An 18,277-nucleotide genomic window follows, 5' to 3' on the forward strand; every position below is an offset into this window, starting at 1 on the left:
CCCCGCGGCATCAGCGAAACGGGTAAAGCCAGACCCGGTAGTCATCCACCAGAATATGGGCTTTTTCGATTTGTTCGGACGTCATCTTTTTCACCACTTCCTCAAGGGAAATGGCCGCATCGGGGTCGCCCCCGATCGCAGAAAGAGTGTACCACATGTAAGCTCTGACAAGGTCCGGCGCGGGCATGCCGCGACCGACTTCGTAGTACCAGCCAATACCCGATTGCGCGCCGGCGTGACCCTTAAGGGACGCGCGAAGATACCATTCGAAGGCCCGCACGTCGTCACGCTCAACTCCAAGCCCAAGCGCGTACATCACGCCAATCAGTTCTTCGGCCTCCGCGTTGCCCGAACGGGCGGCGGGCAACAGTTCGGCCATCGCAGCTTCGTACTCTTTTGCATCCATCAAATCGCGCGCGGTCTCAATTTCGGCCATGGCGATAGTGGCGGAGAATGGAAGGCAGAGGGCTACGGCAAAAATCAGGCGTTTCATGTGGTCTCCATACTTGCGGCGCTCGCGTGTGCGCCCGCGTATGGGACCCCGCTTCCTGCCCCCTTGCAAGAGGCAGATTTCATCGCTTTCGATGAGGATCAGGCCAAGATTGGCCAACTTCTGTTTTTCGACCCGATCCTGTCTGGCAACCGCAACATCGCCTGCGCGACCTGTCATCATCCCAATCACGGCAGTTCGGACGGGCTGAGCCTTGGGATCGGTGAGGGCGGCGAGGGGCTTGGCCCGGACCGCAAACCGGGGCAGGGCGCAAGCCGCATCATCAAACGCATTCCACGCAATGCACCTGCGCTTTGGAATCTTGGCGCGCGCGAAATTGACGTGCTGTTTCATGACGGGCGCTTGTCGGTTTCTGACATTTATGACAACGGGTTTGATAGCCCGGCGCAGGAATGGCTGCCCGAGGGGCTGAATTCGATCCTTGCTGCCCAAGCCTTGTTTCCCATGACGTCACAATTCGAGATGGCGGGGGACCCCAAGGAAAATCAGGTCGCGGGGGCGGCCTATGATCGGATCGACAATGTTTGGCCGATCATCGCCAAACGGGTGCGGGTCAATCCCGCCTATGCCGAACAGTTCATCACCGCATTTGACGATGTAAACAACCCGCTTGAGATATCGATCACTCATATCGCCAACGCTCTGGCCGCCTTTCAGGGCACCGAGTTTCGCAGCTTTGACAGCCCCTTTGATGCCTATCTGAAGGGTGACGCGCAGGCGCTCGACCCGCTGCAAAAAGCCGGGATGGAGCTGTTCTATGGTAGGGCTGGGTGCAGCACTTGCCATTCCGGCCCGCTTTTGACGGATCAGAAATTCCACGCACTGACCTTGCCGCATTTTGGCCCGGGCAAGACCCGTCAATGGGACCCAATCGTGCGGGATGTGGGGCGCATGGGGGCGTCAGATCGGTTGCAGGATGCTTATCGCTTTCGCACGCCCTCGTTGCGCAATGTCGCACTGACCGGACCATATGGCCATAATGGTGCCTACAAGACGCTTGAAGGAATGGTGCGCCATCACCTTGATCCCGCCGCAGGTTTTTCTGGGTGGCAACCCGATATGGCGGTGCTGCCATCGGTGCCATGGCTTGAGGCTGCCGATTTCCTACCATTTGATGACAAGCGCGAGCGGGCACGGCTGCAGTCACAAACCGACCTTTTACCACTGTCACTGTCAGAGCAAGAGATCGGCGTGCTCGTGGCGTTCCTGCACTCTCTGACCGGGGGGGCGTCAATCAAAGGCCGATTGGGCGCGCCCGATGCCGTTCCGAGCGGACTGGAGGTGCCCCGATGACCACAGTTTTATGTGTTGGCGCGGCGGTGGTCGATTTCCTGTTTCATTTGGATGCCTTACCTAATCGGGCCGAGAAGTTTGGCACAGATGAGGCCGAGATCGTCGGTGGGGGATGCGCCGCGAACGCCGCCGTCGCTGTGGCGCGTCTGGGTGGTCGGGCGGTTCTGGGTGCACGTCTGGGTGATGATAGCATTGGGGATCTGATCCTTGGTGATCTGCGGGCCGAGGGGGTTGATGTCTCAAATGTAACCCGGACCAAAGACGCGCGGAGCTCGTTCTCATCAGTCTATGTCGATGCGCAGGGTGAGCGGCAGATCGTAAATTTCCGGGGCGAGGGGTTGATCCTCGACACTGGTTGGTTAGCGAGCATTGGAATGCTTGACGCCGTGCTGACCGATACGCGACGCGTCGATGCGGCCCGTGCGGCGCTGGACCTTGCAAGCGCACGCGGCGTGCCGGGTGTGCTGGATGGCGAAGCACCGGTCGAGCCGTCGCTGATGTCTGCGGCCAGCCATGTTGCGCTGTCGATGCAAGGGTTGCGCTCTCTCCACCCTAACTTACCGGTCGAACAGGCACTTTTGTACATCGCGCGTGATCACGGATGCTGGGTGGCCGTAACCGACGGGGCCAATGGCGTGTGGTTCACCGGAGAGGGTGGCGTTGAGCACATTCCAGCCCATGAGATTGCGCCGGTCGACACACTCGGTGCGGGTGACATCTGGCACGGTGTGTTTGCATTGGCGCTTGCGCAGAACAAAACCGAATACACAGCCATCTGCGAAGCAAACGCAGCGGCGGCCCTGAAATGCATGACACGCGGAGGACGGGCGGGTGCGCCGACCCGCGCCCAGCTTGACGATTTTCTAAAGGAGAACACCAAATGACAACGCTTAGCCCGGGCAAGCTCTGGGGATTGCGCCGCATGGCCGATGAGAACGGCATATTCAAAATGACGGCAGTTGATCAGCGCCCACCAATCAAAGGGCCGATAGCCGCGCATTTGGGCGTGGACGTGGCCCCATGGGATCAGGTGGCGCGCTTCAAGGGATTGTTGGTTGAAACGTTGCAGGCGCAAAGTACTGCTATGCTGCTCGACCCGCATTATGCAATTCCTTATGCGGTCGATACATTGTCGCCGACAAAAGGTTTGATCGTGACATTGGAGGACAGCCTGTTTGAAGACACGCCCGACGGACGCCTAAGCGCGGACATCGACGATTGGTCCGTGGCTAAAATCAAGCGCATGGGGGGCGACGCGGTAAAGGTGCTGGCTTGGTATCGCCCGGATGCGGGTGATGCAGTGAATACGGCTCAGAAAGACTATGTGAAACGGATCGGAGAGGAATGTGCCAAGCATGACATTCCTTTCCTGTTCGAACTGCTGGTCTACCCGTTGGCGGTCGACGCGCATCAGACCAAAGAATATGTCGAGATGCAGGGCAAAAAAGCCGATGATGTTCTGGCCTCGGTCGAGGAGTTTGCCAAGCCCGACTATGGTGTCGATGTTTTCAAACTGGAAAGCCCGGTCAACGCCGCTGACGCTGACGGGTCGTCAGATGTTCAGGCCGTTTTTGACGAAATGGGTCGTCTTGCGGGGCGACCGTGGGTCATGCTGTCTGCAGGTGCGGGTAAACCCGAATTTGCGCGCGTACTGGAACACGCTTTCGCCGCTGGCGCCTCGGGGTTCTTGGCAGGGCGGGCGATTTGGCTGGATGCGTTTTCCGCCTATCCTGATTGGCAGCGTATCAAGGCTGAGCTTGAGGGTGGGGCTGTTGACTATATGTCGCAAATCAGCACCTTGGCGGATGCGAAAGCAGCCGATTGGGCCAAACATCCCTGCTATGGGGACGGCGGTGCCCGGTTCACGCCGGCCGACGCCAGTTTCCGACACAGTTACGGCCAAGCCTGAGGGACAGCAACAATGAAACTCGGCATACTGCCATTGGGTCGCCCAACATTCGATGTCCCATTTGCGAAAGAAAAACTGGCCGCCATGTTCGCGGCACTTGAGGCAACGGGCCACGAACTGGTCGGGCCCCGTGACCTGTTGTTTTCTGAGGAGGAGACCCGTTCAGCCGTCGCGTCGCTTCAGGCGGCTGAGGTGGATCAGGTGTTGATCTTGCAGGTGACGTTCACCGATGCATCCATGACGGTGGCGATTGGGGCGGCGTTTGATCAACCTTTGTCAATCTGGGCCGTGCCAGAACCCCGGCTGGGCGGACGCCTGCGCCTTAATGCGTTCTGCGGATTGAACTTGGCTGCCCATGCTTTGGGGCTGAATGGCCGCGCGTTTGGATGGCTATATGCAGATCCCTCGGCCGCGGTTGCAACAGACCTGGGCGCCTTGCTGGCGGGCGAACGACCTGCGGGCAAGCTCTCGCCTCACGCGCCACCAAAGGCAACGGAGCAGGGGCACCGGATCGCGCAAGCGGTGCATGGCCGTCGTATTGCCCGGATCGGAGAGCACCCAGCCGGATTTGACACGTGTGCCTACGATAAGGACGCCATGCACGAACTTGCAGGTGTCGCTGTGGACGAGCTGTCGTTGGATGATCTTTTTGCCAAAGCCCGCGCCGTACCCGATCAGGTGGCGGAAGCGCTACACAAAGAGGTCTCGGCCCAGCTTGACGGAATTGACGCGGTTGATCCCGCCGAACTGGACCGGTCGTTGCGCCTGAAGGCTGGGCTCGACGATCTGAGAGGGCAGGGCGGCTACGACGCCTTCGCCATTCGCTGCTGGCCCGAGACATTCACCGAATACGGCGGAGCGGTCTGTGGCCCTGCCTCGATGCTGGGCGAGGCGCGCGTGCCCTGCGCTTGCGAGGCGGATGTTTACGGTGCGCTGACACAATTGATCTTGATGGAGGCCGCGAACGCACCGGTCTTCCTGACTGATCTGGTCGACATGGACAATGACGACAATACGGGCGTGGTTTGGCATTGCGGGCAAGCCCCAATCTCCATGTGCGATCCAGAAATTGCTGCCGAAGCGACCATTCACACAAACCGCAAACAACCGCTGCTCTATCAGTTTCCCTTGAAATCTGGTGAGGTCACGCTGATGCGGATCAGTCAGGCCCATGGGCGCACTCATATGGTCTTGTCTTACGGCGAAATGCTGAAACGTCCAATGGCGTTTACCGGGACCTCGGGTGTATTGCGGTTTGAACGACCCGCGAATGCGGTGCTGAACGACATCATCGCAAGCGGGTTAGAACATCACATGGCGCTGGCCTATGGCGACCACCGCACGGCCCTTCGCGGTGTCGCGGGCGCACTGGGTCTTCTGCTTTTGGAGCTTTAAGATGACACTAAGATATGGCCTGATTGGTTCAGGCATGATGGGGCAGGAGCATATCCGAAACCTCAACCTTCTTGATGGCTGCGATGTGACGGCCATCGCAGACCCGGATGCCACAATGCGCGCCCTTTCGGTCGAGACTGCGGACGGCAATGCAACGGGTTTTGACAACTACAAAGATATGCTGTCCGCAGGACTTTGCGATGCGTTGGTCGTGGTGTCGCCAAACGATACTCATCACGCGATCATGATGGATATTCTGGATACAAATCTGCCAATCCTGTGTGAGAAACCGCTCTGCACGACCGCAGATGGATGTGGCGATCTGGTGGCAAAGGCCCAAAACCGCGCGGCCCCCGTTTGGGTCGCGATGGAATATCGCTATATGCCGCCGGTCCAGCGTCTGCTGGCCGAAGTTGCATCGGGCTCCGCAGGGACGCCCCATATGATGTCAATCCGCGAACACCGCTTTCCGTTTCTGGACAAGGTCGGTGACTGGAACCGATTCAACGCCCGCACCGGCGGGACGCTGGTCGAAAAGTGCTGTCATTTCTGGGATTTGATGCGGCTGGTACTGAAAAGTGATCCAGTGCGGGTCTATGCGTCGGCGGCGGCGGATGTGAACCATCAAGACGAAAGGTATGATGGCCGCACGCCAGATATCATCGACAACGCCTTTGTCACCGTCGATTTCGCCAACGGCGCGCGCGGGATGCTTGATCTGTGCATGTTTGCTGAGGGCTCGTATTGGCAAGAGGTGATCTCGGTCACCGGAGCAAAGGCGCGTGTTGATGCGAAGGTGCCGGGGCCTGCCCGGTTTAGCGTGGACGGAAAAGAACGGTCCTCTGAGATCGAGATCAGTCACCGAGCAAGCAAAGAGATAATTTGCGAAGAGGTCGAGGTGGACGAGACTGTACTGGCAGCCGGTGATCACCATGGCTCGACCTTCTTTCAGCACCAGCGTTTTCGCGATCTGGTGCTGTCTGGAGAGGGCAAACCGGAGGTCACGCTTGAGGATGGGCTGTGGTCCGTTCGCGTCGGTGAAGCAGCCGAGGAAAGTGCCAGGACCGGACGGGCGGTGGAGCTGTGATTGAGGATTTTGGCACGCTTCCAACCGGTGAAACCGTCCATCGGTTGCGCTTGACGGGTGGCGGTTTGACCGCGCATCTCATGACCTATGGGGCGGTTTTGCAGGACCTTCGGTTGGAGGGCCACAAGGCACCGCTGGTCTTGGGCTTTCCAAACTTCGCGCCTTACCTGACCCATTCGCCCTATTTCGGGGCGATCGCTGGCCGTTGTGCTAATCGTATTCGTGATGGTCATCTGGAGCTGGACGGGCAAACCTATCATTTGGATCGCAACTTCATCGGCAAACACAGCCTACACGGTGGCGCTGTCAGCATGGGCAAGCAGCTTTGGAAGGTGGTGGACCACGGATCGGATCACGCAACGTTTGAGATCACACTGCCCGATGGTCACATGGGGTATCCGGGAAACCTTACTGCCAAAGCCCACTTTGCCTTGCTTGAGGGCGGTGTTCTGGACATTCAGATGGAGGCGGAAACCGACGCGCCCACATTGTGCAATATGGCGCACCATTCGTATTTCAAGTTGGATGATCGTGAGACGATTTCAGACCATCTTTTGAAGGTAAGCGCTGATCACTACTTACCTGTCGATGATGAGCTTATCCCGACGGGAGAGGAAATCCCGGTTGATGGAACTCCGTTTGATTACAGCACTTTGTCTCCGGTTTCTCAAGTATCACCCGTGGATCACAACTTTTGTTTGTCTCGCCAGCGAACCGGGATACGTCCTGTGGCTTGGTTGGTCAGCAGCGAGTCAAACGTAACGATGGAATGCCGGACAACTGAGCCGGGGCTTCAGGTCTATGACGGTGCAAAGATCAATATCGACCTGCCGGGTCTTGATGGGCGGCCAATGGGCGCGCATGCTGGCCTTGCGATGGAGCCGCAAATCTGGCCCGACGCCAATCACAATGAAACCTTTCCGCAGGCTGTTCTCAAGCCGGGCGAAACCTATCACCAACACACTCAATTCGCATTTTCGAAGGACTGATAAATGAACAACTTCAATGGATTGATGATGGAAGCTAATCTGATCGGTGGCCAATGGGTCGGATCGGATGCGGGCGACACCATCGACGTGACAAACCCAGCAACCGCAGATGTCATCGGCACCATCCCAAATGGTGGAGCGGACGAGACCATGCGCGCTATTGCAGCGGCCAAGGCGGCCTTTCCTGACTGGTCAAAAAGCAATCTGATGACCCGCGTAACGCTACTGCACAACTTGCACGACGCGTTGATGGACAATCAGGAAGACCTCGCTCAATTGCTGACCGCCGAACAGGGCAAACCCATCTTTGAGGCGCGCGGCGAGATTGCCATTGGTGCTGCCTATATCCGCTGGTTCGCCGAAGAAATTCGCCGCGCCAAGGGCGAAATTGTACCCGCCCCGACTGCCGATCGTCGCCTGCTGGTGACACACCATCCGGTTGGCGTCGTGGCGGCCATCACCCCATGGAACTTCCCGTCCTCGATGTTGGCGCGCAAGCTTGGACCGGCGCTGGCGGCGGGATGTACGGTGGTGGCCAAGCCCGCGACTGCTACGCCCTATTCTGGGCTTGTCTGGGGCAAGCTTTGTGAAGATGTTGGGTTTCCTGCGGGTGTCGTGAACATTGTCACAGGATCGGCCCGTCAAGTTGGCGGCGCGATCATGGACAGCCCAGATATACGCAAGGTGACCTTCACGGGGTCAACCGAGGTGGGCAAAACGCTGATCCGTCAGTCGGCAGATACGGTCAAGAAAGTCTCGATGGAATTGGGCGGCAACGCGCCATTCATCGTGTTTGATGACGCCGATTTGGATGCGGCCATCGAAGGCGCAATGATCGCGAAATTCCGCAATATGGGTCAGACCTGTGTTTGTACCAACCGCTTCTACGTCCAGTCGGGCATTCACGATGCGTTTGTTGCGAAACTGAAAGAGGCCGTGGCGGCTCTGGTCGTCGGAAACGGGGCTGAGGACGGGGTTCAGCAGGGACCGCTGATTGATGACGGCGCGGTTGCGAAGGTCGAAGAAATGATCGCAGATGCGACATCGAAGGGTGGTTCTGTCATCCAGGGTGGCCAACGCCACGATAACGGCGGCACATTCTTTGAACCCACGGTAGTCACCGGTGCGACGGCGGACATGCAGTTCGCCACGGACGAGATTTTCGGGCCCCTTGCCGCCGTGTTCAAGTTTGACGATGAAGCCGAGGCCATCGAGGCGGCGAACGCCACCGAATACGGTCTGGCAGCCTATGCCTATACGCGTGACCTAGGCCGCACGTTCCGTTTGAACGACGGGTTGGATTACGGCCTGATCGGCATCAATTCCGGCCTGATCACCACGGTCGAGGCCCCGTTTGGTGGGCTAAAAGAAAGTGGCATGGGTAAGGAAGGCGGGTCGCAAGGGCTCGATGATTACCTTGAAACGAAATACATGTGCGTGGCCGGGCTTGGCGGGTAAAGCGCATGAATGGGGAATTGCGAGATGAATGACTTCCCGCCGCCTTCCGACGCCGCACTTGATAGGCTGAAAGATCTTGTCGGCGACGGAGGTTGGCGCGATAGCGAAGATGCGGGACGCTATTTCGAGGATCCGCGCGGACGGTTTTCGGGGCAGGCCCGTTTGATCCTGATGCCCGATAATACGGACGAGGTTTCGCGGATTGTCCAAATTTGCAACGCAGAACAGCTGGGGCTGATCCCGTTTGGTGGCGGGACCGGCGTGGTTGCAGGCCAGCTGTCACCTGATAACGGCGATGCCATTATCTTGTCGCTTGAACGTATGAACCGCATTCGCCACGTGATGCCCGAGGATTTCGCAATGGTGGCCGAGGCTGGCTGCATTCTGGAGCATATCCACAGCGCGGCGGAGGATCATGGGTTGATGTATCCGCTTAGCATGGCCTCAAAGGGCAGTTGCACAGTAGGGGGTAATCTGGCGACGAATGCGGGTGGCATTCAGGTGCTGCGGCATGGGAACGCGCGCGATCTGTGCCTTGGGATCGAGGCTGTGTTGCCCTCTGGCGAGGTGATCAGCGAGCTTCGGCCGCTTCGCAAGAACAACACTGGTTATGATTTGCGTCACCTGCTTGCGGGCAGCGAAGGGACGCTGGGTATCATCACGGCCGCGGCACTTGTGTTGAAGCCTCAAGACCCAGAAACCGTGACAGCGCTTTGTGCTGCGAGCACGCTGGGCGACGCGCTTGGACTGTTTCAGCAACTGCGCATAGATCTGGGCGATAGCCTGTCTGGGGTTGAGTTGCTGAGCAATTTCGGGATCGAGCTAGTCACCCAGCATTTTCCTAATTTGAGGAACCCCATCGACCAAGTTAGCGATTGGTATCTCTTGGTCGAGGTGGCGGGGCAGGCTGGTCTGGTCGACCGCGTCGAGGCTTCGCTGGCGGCTTGTATGGAGAGCGGGCTGTTACCCGATGCGGTCGTCGCAAGCTCCGAGGCGCAACGGGCAGGATTATGGGACCTGCGGGAAAACATGCCCGAAGCCAACCGAATAACCGGCGCAATTTGCAACAGCGATACGTCGGTTCCGTTAAGCCAGATTGATAAGTTCATCAAGATGACCCAAGAGGCCGTGTTGGCCCTCTATCCCGGCTTGCGGATCAACAGTTATGGTCATGTTGGTGACGGAAATATTCACCACAATGTCTTCCCACCTGAGGGGATACCGAAAGCAGAGTTTGTCGCAGCAAACCCCGAGTTGATCGAGGCGGTACGCGAAACGATAAACCGGGTGACCGAAGATTGCGGTGGGTCGATCAGTGCTGAACACGGGATCGGGCGGCTAAAGATCGATGACCTTGAAAGGTATGGCGACAGGGCGAAACTGGATGCGATTAAGCGTATCAAAAGGGCATTGGACCCCAATAATATCATGAACCCCGGCGCGATGGTCCGTTAGCGTCATGCCTTCTGCGAGAACGGATCCCTTGCCGTATGAAGCCTTAGGTGGCGCATAAACGCGCGGGTGACCCCCGCAGGTGGCCGGTCGTCCGAGGTGACGAAGTAACTGCGGTATTCAATCTGTGACGCGAACGGACGGAACACCAAATCATCAGACCGATATTGAACAATGGGGAAAGGATTTACGACAGTTAGCCCCAATCCTTCCTTGGCAAGGTCCACCGCCGCAAATGACGTCGAGGCTTCTGCCACGATCCGTGGTGTTGCGCGGCTAGCGTGCAAGACTTTCTCAAGTTGCGCACGGCGTGCATGTCGATGGGTCAGGGCCACGAGTGCTTCACCATCAAGGTCTTCGGGTTGAATAATATCATGGCCGGCCAAATGATGATCCGGGGCCATGACGCAGACAGCGGTCGATTTGCGATAGGGGATTAGCTTTACCCCATTTCGCGTCAACTCGACCCCACTGACGCCCAAATCGAACCGTCGTTCCAACACCCCCCGAATGACATCTTCAGATGTGGCCACGTCCAGGCTGACATAGAAATGCGGGTTGGTTTTCAGAAACGTCGCGATGTGATGGACCAAAAACCTGTGGGCGTATGTCGGTGGGGCGATGATGCGCAGAGTCTCTTGCGCAACCTCCGGTGGGCCGTCGATCCGGTCCAACGCCTCAAACAGTGGATCGAGCCGCCGGTTCATTTGCAACGCCTCGTTGGTTGGTCGCAAGCGCCCCCCCTCGCGCTCAAACAAAATGCGACCGGTTCGCGCCTCAAGGCTAGCGATGGATCGACTGATGGCAGACTGCGACAGCCCGAGACGGATCGCGGCGTTCGAAGTCGTCCCGCTTTCCATTAAGGCACGAAGCGCTTGGTATTCCGACAGGCTGTGCCAGGATTTTGTCGCCACGGATTGGGTGCTCTCTTCTAAATTGTCATTACCATATGATAAAATATCATGAAGATTTCTCTCGTCTATGAGAATTTCTAACATAAGCTGGCTGAGTGTTTCCGTGGGGGCAATCACAAGTGACCAACCAAACCACACCTTTGATATTCGACGGACATAATGATGTTCTGTTGAAGCTTTACCGCGCAGGCGGGAAGGTGGCCGCAAGCAGCTTCGTAACTGGACGCGACGGGGCGATAGACGCCGCGCAAGCTTTGGCCGGCGGGTTTGGTGGAGGGTTCTTCGCGGTCTATGTGCCGTCTCCTGTCGATCTGGATTTCAAGATCGAGGAGATGACCAAACCAACTTACGATTTGCCCTTACCCGATCCGATCGACTGGGAGGACGCGTTTCCTGTGGTCATGTCCCAGGCTGCTATTCTGTTCGATTTGGAAGAGCGTGGCGCGCTGACGGTGTGCCGATCCGCGGCCGATCTGCGGGCCGCATTATCTGCTGGAAAACTTGCCGCCATCTTCCACATCGAAGGGGCCGAGGCGATTGATGCAGAGTTGAACACACTTGATGTGCTCTACAAGGCAGGGCTCAGGTCAATTGGGCCGGTCTGGAGTCGCTCCACCATTTTCGGCCACGGCGTCCCGTTTCGTTATCCCAGCGACCCCGACATTGGTGATGGATTGACTGATCACGGCCTTCGGCTGGTCAAGCGATGCAATGAGCTTGGGATCATGATTGATCTGTCTCATTTGAACGAGGCTGGGTTTTGGGATGTCGCACGCCATTCAAACGCGCCATTGGTGGCCACACACTCCAACGCTCATGCGATTTGCCCTCACAGCCGGAACCTGACGGACAAGCAACTTTCAGCGATACGTGAAAGCGATGGTATGGTAGGCTTGAATTTCGCCGTCGCTTTTCTGCGCGCTGACGGCCGAATGTTGGCGGATGTGCCGCTGACGCAAATGCTGCGCCACCTTGATCACCTTATGGAACATCTGGGCGAGGATCGGGTCGGGCTTGGCTCGGATTACGATGGGGCCATCGTGCCACAAGAATTGACGTCATGTGCCGCATTGCCGCTGCTGCGGCAGGCCATGGCGCAACACGGGTACGGAGAGGCATTGATCGCCAAACTGTGCCACGAGAATTGGCTGCGCGTATTAGAGAAAACCTGGGGGGAATAGCCCGATAGGCGCGCAGCATTAATCGAAAACCGAACAGGAGAGGTTCAAAACAATGAATGCTATCAACAGACTAATGACAAGTGCGGCGATTGGTGTCGCGGTCGGATTGTCGTCTTTTGCAGCTTATGCTGAGACACCCGCCAATATGTTGGTCATTGCCAACCGTATTGACGATGTGACCACGCTTGATCCAGCAGAAAGCTTTGAATTTGCGGGCTCGGACATCAGCCGCAACGTCTATAGCCGACTGGTTAATCTTGATCCGCTTGATCTGGATGCAGGCTACAAGCCTGATCTGGCTGAAAGCTGGGAAGTCAGCGAGGACGGCAAAACAATCACCTTCACCATGCGTGAAGGCGTGACTTTCCAGTCCGGCAACCCTGTGCGGGCCGAAGATGCTGCATACTCGCTGCGACGCGCGGTTATCCTGAACAAAACGCCGGCGTTCATTCTGACGCAGTTCGGGTTTACTCCGGAAAACGTCGAAGAGACCATCAAGTTTGACGGCAACAAGCTGATGATCACGACCGACAAGAAATACGCGACATCCTTTGTTTTGAACTGTTTGACGGCGACCATCGGTGCTGTCGTCGACAAAGAAACCGTCATGGCCAATGAGGTTGACGGCGACATGGGTAATGACTGGCTTAAGACAAACACCGCTGGCTCGGGTCCCTATTCGCTTGGGAGCTGGAAGCCCAATGAAAGCGTCACGCTGAACTCCTATCCAGATTATTATGGTGGTGCGCCTGCCATGGAGCGTGTGATCGTACGTCACGTGCTTGAAAGTGCGTCGCAACGTCTATTGCTAGAACGAGGCGACATCGACATCGCCCGCAATTTGAACCCGGAAGATGTTGCCGGTGTGCTGACCGCTGATGGTATCAAGGTCGCAGACGAGCTGAAGGGCCGTCTGATGTATATGTCCTTGAACCAGAAACACCCTGAGCTTTCCAAGCCAGAAGTGCGTCAGGCCTTCAAGTACCTGATCGACTATGAAGGAATGCAAAACAGCTTCCTGAAAGGTCAGTACACGATCCACCAGAACTTCCTACCGGCCACCTATTTGGGCGCGTCCAGTGATAACCCGTTCTCGTACAACATCGAAAAGGCGAAAGAACTTCTGGCCGCCGCAGGCGTTGAGGGTCTTGAAGTAGAGATCGGCGTGCGTGAAGCACAGGAGCGCATCGAAATCGGGCAGTCGTTCCAAAACGCAGCCGCTCAGGCTGGGATCAAGGTGAACATCACTGTGGGCACCGCGAAGCAAATCCTAGCACGTTATCGTGCGCGTGAATTGGATGTGTATCTTGGTGCTTGGGGACCAGACTATCCTGATCCACAAACCAATGCCGGTACGTTCGCCTATAACCCGGACAACAGCGACGCCGCGAATGCCACAGGCCTGCTGGCTTGGCGCAACTCGTGGGATACGGGTGGTCTGACCGCTCAGGTCGAGGCCGCTGTGACGGAAGATGACCGCGATACGCGTGTTAATATGTACAAGGATATCCAGTCGGAGTTCCGCGACATCTCGCCCTTCGCAGTCATGTTCCAGCAGATTGAACAATCTGCGATGCAGGACAATGTGATGCATTGGTCGACCGGTCAGGCTGTTACGTCAGCCGCCTATTGGCAGGTCACAAAATAAATGGCTCTGACCGAGGATAAACACGAGAGGCGCCCAACACGGGCGCCTCTTTCTGACAAGCTCTGGCCTTGGACGCGCACGGCAATACTGACCTTGGGGTCGATAGCCGTGACTCTGCTGGGGCTTTTGTTCGTGACGTTCATCATCGGGCGGGTTATGCCTATCGACCCGGTTTTGGCAATTGTCGGAGAACGTGCATCGCAATCCACTTACGATGCCGTGTACCAACAGCTTGGCTTGGACAAGCCGCTGCTGGTGCAGTTTCTCTATTACATCTGGGATGTGCTCCACCTTGATTTTGGCACATCGCTTCTGAATGCGCGGCCCGTGTCCGAGGACATCGCGCGTGTTTTCCCAGCCACCATGGAACTTGCTTCGTTGGGCATCTTTTTCGGCATCGTTTTGGGTGTCCCCCTTGGGGTGCTGGCAGCCGTTCGCAAAGGGTCGTGGATCGACCAGATTGCGCGCGTGGTCGCGCTGGTCGGATACTCAATGCCAATCTTTTGGTTGGGCCTAATGGGGCTTTTGGTTTTTTACGGTATTCTTGGATGGGTCGGTGGACCGGGGCGGGTTGGCATTTTCTATGTCGACGTTGTGCCTGACGTGACCGGCATGATCCTTGTCGACGCCGCCCTTGATCGCAATTGGGAGGTGTTCAAGGACGCATTTTCCCACATTATCCTGCCGGCCTCGCTGCTGGGCTACTACTCACTGGCCTATATCAGCCGAATGACCCGGTCGTTCATGTTGGAACAACTCAGTGCTGAGTATGTCACCACGGCCCGCGTGAAAGGCATGTCGGAATGGGATGTGGTTTGGAAACACGCGTTCAAGAATATACGTGTGCAGCTGATCACCGTGATTGCGCTGAGTTATGCCAACCTCCTGGAAGGCTCTGTGCTGACCGAGATCATATTCTCATGGCCCGGTATCGGCAGCTATATTACCACCGCACTTCTAAGCGCTGATATGAACGCTGTCCTTGGTGGGACCGTCGTTGTCGGCCTGATTTTCATCCTGCTCAACATCTTCTCGGACCTGCTTTACAAAGTCCTTGATCCACGCGCGAAATAGGCGGGACGTTTTCAATGACACAACAGACGCTAAAACAATGGCTACTGACTGACACACCGACCTCGCGCCGCCATGCGAAAATTTCGGCCTTCTATCAGGGCTGGCTGTCGTTTCGTGGCAATACGATGGCGATGATCGGGTTGGGGATTTTGGTGGCTCTCGTACTTGTGGCCGTTGCTGCTCCGCTGCTGGCCCCACATGATCCGTTTGCGCAAAATCTTGGCAACCGCTTGTCGCCGCTGGGTGCGGAAAGCCACATATTCGGGACCGATAGTCTGGGCCGGGATATCCTGTCGCGGCTTATCTATGGCGCACGGATCACGCTCTATATCGTGGCACTTGTGGCTTTGATCGCTCCTGTGGCAGGGCTGCTGGTCGGTACGATCTCGGGTTATGCTGGGGGCTGGACCGATATCATCTTGATGCGCATCACCGACATTTTTCTGGCCTTCCCACGACTGGTTCTGGCGTTGGCTTTTGTCGCCGCTCTGGGGGCAGGTATCGAAAACGCGGTGCTCGCCATTTCACTGACCGCTTGGCCACCCTATGCGCGGATTGCGCGGGCGGAAACGCTGACGATCCGGTCATCAGATTATATCAGTGCCATTAAGTTGCAGGGCGCTGGGCCACTTCGGATCATCACCAAACATATCTGGCCGCTGTGTATATCGTCGCTGATCGTTCGCGTGACGCTGGATATGGCCGGGATCATTCTGGCCGCTGCCGGTCTTGGCTTTCTTGGCCTTGGTGCACAACCACCCAGCCCTGAATGGGGCGCCATGATTTCGGAAGGGCGTCGGTTCATTTTAGACCACTGGTGGGTGGCCACGGTGCCTGGACTGGCAATCTTTACCGTATCATTGGCATTTAACCTATTGGGCGATGGCCTGCGCGATGTTCTTGATCCGAAGGCAGGTGAATGATGACAACGCTACTTGATGTCGAAAACCTTTGGGTGAAGTTTCCGTCCCGCCATGGTGTGTTTGACGCCGTGCGGGGTGTGTCTTTCACGTTGGGACGCGAGCGGCTTGGGATTGTGGGCGAAAGCGGGTCAGGCAAGTCGATGACGGGCCGCGCCATTCTGCGCCTGATCCGCCCGCCCGGGATTGTCGAGGCTGATCACATCAATCTTGAGGGTGTGAACCTGCTGGACAAGACCGAGAAAGACATGCGCGATGTGCGCGGACAGCGCATCAGCATGGTGATGCAGGACCCCAAGTTTTCGCTCAATCCTGTGATGACGATCGGCAATCAGATCATCGAGGCCTATCGCCTTCACAGCGCAGCTTCCAGGGCCGAAGCTTATCGAAAATCTCTTGAAATGCTTGAAGCTGTGTCGATCCGTGATCCTGAAAGGGTCATGCGGGCCTACCCCCACGAGATGTCAGGCGGGATGGGGCAACGTATCATGATCGCTATGATGCTGATCCCGAACCCCGAGATTCTGATCGCGGATGAACCGACCTCGGCGCTGGATGTATCGGTTCAACGTCAGGTTCTTGATATTATGGATAAGTTGGTCAAGGAACGCGGTATGGGGCTGATCTTTATCAGTCACGACCTGAACCTCGTCGCAGATTTTTGTGATCGTGTGCTGATCATGTATGCGGGCCGGATCGTCGAGGTCTGTGACGCGGACAAGCTGCGCGAGGCGAAGCATCCGTATACCCAAGGCCTGTTGAATTCGCTGCCGCGCTTGGACGCGCCGCGGGACCGTCTAGAAGTTCTGAAACGAGACCCGGCGTGGTCCGAAGCCCCAAGTGTGAGTGGACGCGTATGAGCATGTTGGACGTGCAAGGCCTTAACGTCTGGTTTGGCACCAGTCGGGATCGTGTGGACGCGGTGAAGCATGCCTCGTTCGAGGTCGCCAGAGGTGAAAGCTTCGGCCTTGTTGGTGAGAGCGGGTCGGGGAAATCGACGATCTTGCGAGCCATCACTGGCCTCGCGCCTGATTGGTCTGGTTCGATTAAGGTCGAAGGTCAGCCCGTGCCCCGCAAACGTCCAAAAGCGTTCTTCAAGACCGTTCAGATGGTGTTTCAGGATCCTTATGCATCGCTGCATCCGCGTCATTCGGTGGATCAGGTGCTGGGCGAGACACTGTATTTGCATGGCTTCAGCGATATTGATGCCCGCGTGGTCAAACTTCTGGACGACGTGGGCTTGGGGCAAAAATTCCGCTTCCGCTATCCGCACCAATTGTCGGGTGGGCAACGCCAACGGGTCGCCATTGCGCGGGCGCTTGCCGCCGAGCCACAGCTTTTGCTGCTGGATGAGCCTACATCGGCGTTGGATGTGTCCGTTCAAGCGGAAATCCTGAACCTTCTGGCAGAGCTTCGCGCAACCCATGGGTTGACCTACCTCATGGTCTCGCACGACCTGTCGGTGGTTGGTCATATGTGCGATCGTTTGGCAGTCATGAAGGATGGCGAAATCGTTGAGATTTTGGGCGTCGATGCGTTGCGGCACATGAAAGCTGAACACCCATACTCACAGCACTTGCTGCAGGCGTCACTTTAGGCCGAAGAATGTCGTTAGAACTGGTGGAACTGTGCTGTCATGATCGTGATCAGCGGCATATTTCCCTTGCGGGGTTTGTAGGGTAAGACTTTCCCGTTCACGCTGGTCAGCATTGCGCTGATCTAGCTTGTCGGGGGATGAAGCCACATGGTCATTGAAGCGCTTGATCGGCGGGTTCTGGATGCGATTGCCAGCAAGGGAATGCGTAAAGAGTTCAAGAAGGGCCAGACCATATTCAATCATGGTGATCCGGGTTCATCTTTGCTGATCATCGAGACCGGGCAGGCAGAGGTGAGTATCACAACCGCGCTTGGCCAGAAATCCATACTTGGGCTGGTGGGCGCAGGGGATGTTATTGGTGACATCGCCTGTCTTGATGGTGGTCCCAGAAGCGCAGATGTCAAAGCGGTTGGGCCTGTTGTCGCTATCGAAGTCCCGCGCCGCGATATTTTGCAATCGTTGAAAGAGGATGGCGACAGCGCCATTCTGGTGATTATTGCCCTGTGTCAGAAGGCCCGCAACGCATCCGAAATGTTTGAGCTGAAGGCTCTTGCGAGCGGTCAGGCACGGCTTGCAAGCTGTGTGTTACGACTGCTGAAGGATCAAAGCGACATGGCAAATTCTGACCGCGTTCGCGTTAGTCAAAGCTGGCTGGGCTCTTACGCCGGTCTGACCCGCGAGAATGTAAACCGCCAACTGAAAAGCTGGGCTGCCGAAGGGATTGCTCGGTTCGAGGAAGGGGCCGTCGTTGTTACGGACCTGAGAGCGCTAGAGGACATCGTTCTGAACGATGGATGAACGACCGTCACTGTGGCGGGCTAATATTCTCACTGGGCTTAACCAAAAAAA

At 57.0% G+C, this 18,277-nt stretch carries 17 protein-coding genes; 15 read left to right on the forward strand and 2 right to left on the reverse strand.

The features are described 5' to 3' along the window. Window positions 1-10: 10 nt before the first annotated feature. Entirely contained in the window at window positions 11-493 is a 483-nt protein-coding gene (locus V6N04_RS13625; RefSeq protein ID WP_371170737.1) for a tetratricopeptide repeat protein, read from the reverse strand. Here V6N04_RS13625 and V6N04_RS13630 point away from each other — a divergent pair, their 5' ends adjacent. Genes V6N04_RS13630 through V6N04_RS13665 form a run of 8 tightly spaced genes read left to right on the forward strand, consistent with a single transcriptional unit; the run spans window position 494 to window position 10,097 of the window. Beyond that, on the forward strand, window positions 494-1,804 hold the full coding sequence (locus tag V6N04_RS13630) for a cytochrome-c peroxidase (protein WP_371170738.1): 1,311 nt from the start codon (window positions 494-496) through the stop codon (window positions 1,802-1,804). Further along, window positions 1,801-2,688 (forward strand): PfkB family carbohydrate kinase, encoded by an 888-nt coding sequence (locus tag V6N04_RS13635; protein WP_371170739.1) that lies wholly within the window; start codon window positions 1,801-1,803, stop codon window positions 2,686-2,688. Before V6N04_RS13630 ends, V6N04_RS13635 begins: the two co-directional genes overlap by 4 nt. After that, window positions 2,685-3,713 (forward strand): tagatose 1,6-diphosphate aldolase, encoded by a 1,029-nt coding sequence (locus tag V6N04_RS13640; RefSeq protein WP_371170740.1) that lies wholly within the window; start codon window positions 2,685-2,687, stop codon window positions 3,711-3,713. Before V6N04_RS13635 ends, V6N04_RS13640 begins: the two co-directional genes overlap by 4 nt. Before the next feature lie 12 nt (window positions 3,714-3,725). Beyond that, window positions 3,726-5,108, forward strand: coding sequence for an L-fucose/L-arabinose isomerase family protein (locus V6N04_RS13645; RefSeq protein ID WP_371170741.1), 1,383 nt, complete (start codon window positions 3,726-3,728; stop codon window positions 5,106-5,108). A 1-nt stretch (window position 5,109) separates the two neighbouring features. Then, entirely contained in the window at window positions 5,110-6,195 is a 1,086-nt protein-coding gene (locus V6N04_RS13650; protein WP_371170742.1) for a Gfo/Idh/MocA family protein, read from the forward strand. Continuing rightward, window positions 6,192-7,184, forward strand: coding sequence for an aldose epimerase family protein (locus V6N04_RS13655; RefSeq protein ID WP_371170743.1), 993 nt, complete (start codon window positions 6,192-6,194; stop codon window positions 7,182-7,184). Before V6N04_RS13650 ends, V6N04_RS13655 begins: the two co-directional genes overlap by 4 nt. Window positions 7,185-7,187: 3 nt before the next feature. After that, complete coding sequence (locus V6N04_RS13660) at window positions 7,188-8,642, forward strand: NAD-dependent succinate-semialdehyde dehydrogenase (RefSeq protein ID WP_371170744.1); 1,455 nt, start codon at window positions 7,188-7,190, stop codon at window positions 8,640-8,642. A 24-nt stretch (window positions 8,643-8,666) separates the two neighbouring features. Next, window positions 8,667-10,097: an FAD-binding oxidoreductase gene (locus V6N04_RS13665; protein WP_371170745.1), complete on the forward strand. Its 1,431-nt coding sequence runs from the start codon at window positions 8,667-8,669 to the stop codon at window positions 10,095-10,097. 2 nt (window positions 10,098-10,099) lie between these two features. Here V6N04_RS13665 and V6N04_RS13670 read toward each other — a convergent pair whose 3' ends face one another. Continuing rightward, a complete protein-coding gene (locus tag V6N04_RS13670) occupies window positions 10,100-11,008 on the reverse strand; it encodes a LysR family transcriptional regulator (RefSeq protein WP_371170746.1) in 909 nt (302 codons plus the stop codon). A gap of 119 nt (window positions 11,009-11,127) precedes the next feature. Between V6N04_RS13670 and V6N04_RS13675 the strand changes: the two genes are divergently transcribed. The 7 genes from V6N04_RS13675 to V6N04_RS13705 all read left to right on the forward strand — a co-directional run bounded on the left by V6N04_RS13675 (window position 11,128) and on the right by V6N04_RS13705 (window position 18,226). Further along, a complete protein-coding gene (locus V6N04_RS13675) occupies window positions 11,128-12,189 on the forward strand; it encodes a dipeptidase (protein WP_371170747.1) in 1,062 nt (353 codons plus the stop codon). 52 nt (window positions 12,190-12,241) lie between these two features. Next, window positions 12,242-13,837 (forward strand): ABC transporter substrate-binding protein, encoded by a 1,596-nt coding sequence (locus V6N04_RS13680; RefSeq protein WP_371170748.1) that lies wholly within the window; start codon window positions 12,242-12,244, stop codon window positions 13,835-13,837. Further along, window positions 13,838-14,911 (forward strand): ABC transporter permease, encoded by a 1,074-nt coding sequence (locus V6N04_RS13685; protein WP_371170749.1) that lies wholly within the window; start codon window positions 13,838-13,840, stop codon window positions 14,909-14,911. A 14-nt stretch (window positions 14,912-14,925) separates the two neighbouring features. Beyond that, entirely contained in the window at window positions 14,926-15,834 is a 909-nt protein-coding gene (gene nikC, locus V6N04_RS13690) for a nickel transporter permease (protein WP_371170750.1), read from the forward strand. Then, a complete protein-coding gene (locus V6N04_RS13695; protein WP_371170751.1) occupies window positions 15,834-16,691 on the forward strand; it encodes an ABC transporter ATP-binding protein in 858 nt (285 codons plus the stop codon). The genes nikC and V6N04_RS13695 overlap by 1 nt, the downstream gene beginning before the upstream one ends. After that, on the forward strand, window positions 16,688-17,428 hold the full coding sequence (locus tag V6N04_RS13700) for an ABC transporter ATP-binding protein (protein WP_371170752.1): 741 nt from the start codon (window positions 16,688-16,690) through the stop codon (window positions 17,426-17,428). The genes V6N04_RS13695 and V6N04_RS13700 overlap by 4 nt, the downstream gene beginning before the upstream one ends. A gap of 147 nt (window positions 17,429-17,575) precedes the next feature. Then, entirely contained in the window at window positions 17,576-18,226 is a 651-nt protein-coding gene (locus tag V6N04_RS13705; protein ID WP_371170753.1) for a Crp/Fnr family transcriptional regulator, read from the forward strand. Window positions 18,227-18,277: the final 51 nt, after the last annotated feature.

Source organism: Aliiroseovarius conchicola (genome assembly GCF_041403445.1).
Lineage (GTDB): Bacteria > Pseudomonadota > Alphaproteobacteria > Rhodobacterales > Rhodobacteraceae > Aliiroseovarius > Aliiroseovarius conchicola.

Bases quoted from the DNA above. Each gene is read 5' to 3' on its own strand.
- V6N04_RS13625 (WP_371170737.1), bottom strand. From the start codon at position 493: ATGAAACGCCTGATTTTTGCCGTAGCCCTCTGCCTTCCATTCTCCGCC.
- V6N04_RS13635 (WP_371170739.1), top strand. From the start codon at position 1,801: ATGACCACAGTTTTATGTGTTGGCGCGGCGGTGGTCGATTTCCTGTTT.
- V6N04_RS13640 (WP_371170740.1), top strand. From the start codon at position 2,685: ATGACAACGCTTAGCCCGGGCAAGCTCTGGGGATTGCGCCGCATGGCC.
- V6N04_RS13645 (WP_371170741.1), top strand. From the start codon at position 3,726: ATGAAACTCGGCATACTGCCATTGGGTCGCCCAACATTCGATGTCCCA.
- V6N04_RS13650 (WP_371170742.1), top strand. From the start codon at position 5,110: ATGACACTAAGATATGGCCTGATTGGTTCAGGCATGATGGGGCAGGAG.
- V6N04_RS13660 (WP_371170744.1), top strand. From the start codon at position 7,188: ATGAACAACTTCAATGGATTGATGATGGAAGCTAATCTGATCGGTGGC.
- V6N04_RS13665 (WP_371170745.1), top strand. From the start codon at position 8,667: ATGAATGACTTCCCGCCGCCTTCCGACGCCGCACTTGATAGGCTGAAA.
- V6N04_RS13680 (WP_371170748.1), top strand. From the start codon at position 12,242: ATGAATGCTATCAACAGACTAATGACAAGTGCGGCGATTGGTGTCGCG.
- V6N04_RS13685 (WP_371170749.1), top strand. From the start codon at position 13,838: ATGGCTCTGACCGAGGATAAACACGAGAGGCGCCCAACACGGGCGCCT.
- nikC (WP_371170750.1), top strand. From the start codon at position 14,926: ATGACACAACAGACGCTAAAACAATGGCTACTGACTGACACACCGACC.
- V6N04_RS13695 (WP_371170751.1), top strand. From the start codon at position 15,834: ATGACAACGCTACTTGATGTCGAAAACCTTTGGGTGAAGTTTCCGTCC.
- V6N04_RS13700 (WP_371170752.1), top strand. From the start codon at position 16,688: ATGAGCATGTTGGACGTGCAAGGCCTTAACGTCTGGTTTGGCACCAGT.
- V6N04_RS13705 (WP_371170753.1), top strand. From the start codon at position 17,576: ATGGTCATTGAAGCGCTTGATCGGCGGGTTCTGGATGCGATTGCCAGC.